Annotated in this window: 1 protein-coding gene; it reads right to left on the reverse strand. The window is 39.6% G+C overall.

Going from position 1 to position 855, the window contains the following annotated elements:
* A partial coding sequence (locus DYY66_RS09770) for a cobalamin biosynthesis central domain-containing protein (protein WP_304515760.1) occupies positions 1 to 555 on the reverse strand: 555 nt, incomplete at both ends.
* Between the last annotated feature and the right edge of the window lie 300 nt (positions 556 to 855).

Raw genomic sequence — 855 nt, forward strand, 5'->3', positions numbered from 1 at the left:
CTCTTTATTTTCTATCATCTTGTCTGAAATGATCAAAAATCCCTTACAGTCAGATGATATCATCTCGTCAAGTGACTTGTAAATGTGGACATTTTTTGGCAACTCTTTTTTTGGCATCCACCAATTTTTTTCCCCTGCATCTTGGAAGACGCCAATTTTTTCTTCATTTACCATAAATGCGCTGACCTTTGTAACACTGGAGGTGTCATCAATCTCCCAGCCAAACTCCCTTCCAAGAAGGTCTACTGCAATTGTTTTGTTAACATCTGCTGCTGTAGTAATTACTGGAGTGGCACAAAGTGCTGTAGCAATTTTTTCTGAGAGCTCGTTTGCACCGCCCAAGTGTCCTGAGAGTGTGCTTATGACAAACTTGGCAGTATCATCTATGACGACTACGGCAGGATCTGTCTTTTTGTCCTTCATGTGAGGTGCAATCAATCGTATCACTGCACCAAGGGAGAAGATGCACACCAGTGCCTCGTTATTTTCAAACAACTCTTTTATTTTCAGTGTAGTAGATTCATCAAACCACTGGATCTCTTTTCCGTCTTGGCGNNNNGGGAGAAAATATCTTCCATGCTGGGAAAATGTTCCTTGAGTGTAACTGCTATATCGATACCGTTTTTTGTAATTGCAAGTATGGCTACGTTATCCACAAATTTGTCTTGCTAGGTCTCAAGATAATTGTTACTCTTTTTTTGGCCAAGTGCCAATTACCTTGCCGTCAAAATCAAACATTATCACTTTGATCTCAAACTTGTTGTCAGAATAATTTCCTAGTTGTCTGTGTGCCTCTTCGCATACGACATCAAAAAAGCCCGAGATCTTTTTTTCATTTATTATTTCAAATACGTG

Origin of the sequence: Candidatus Nitrosotalea sp. FS (genome assembly GCF_011319475.1) — an archaeon.
In the GTDB taxonomy this organism is placed as follows: Archaea; Thermoproteota; Nitrososphaeria; order Nitrososphaerales; family Nitrosopumilaceae; genus Nitrosotalea.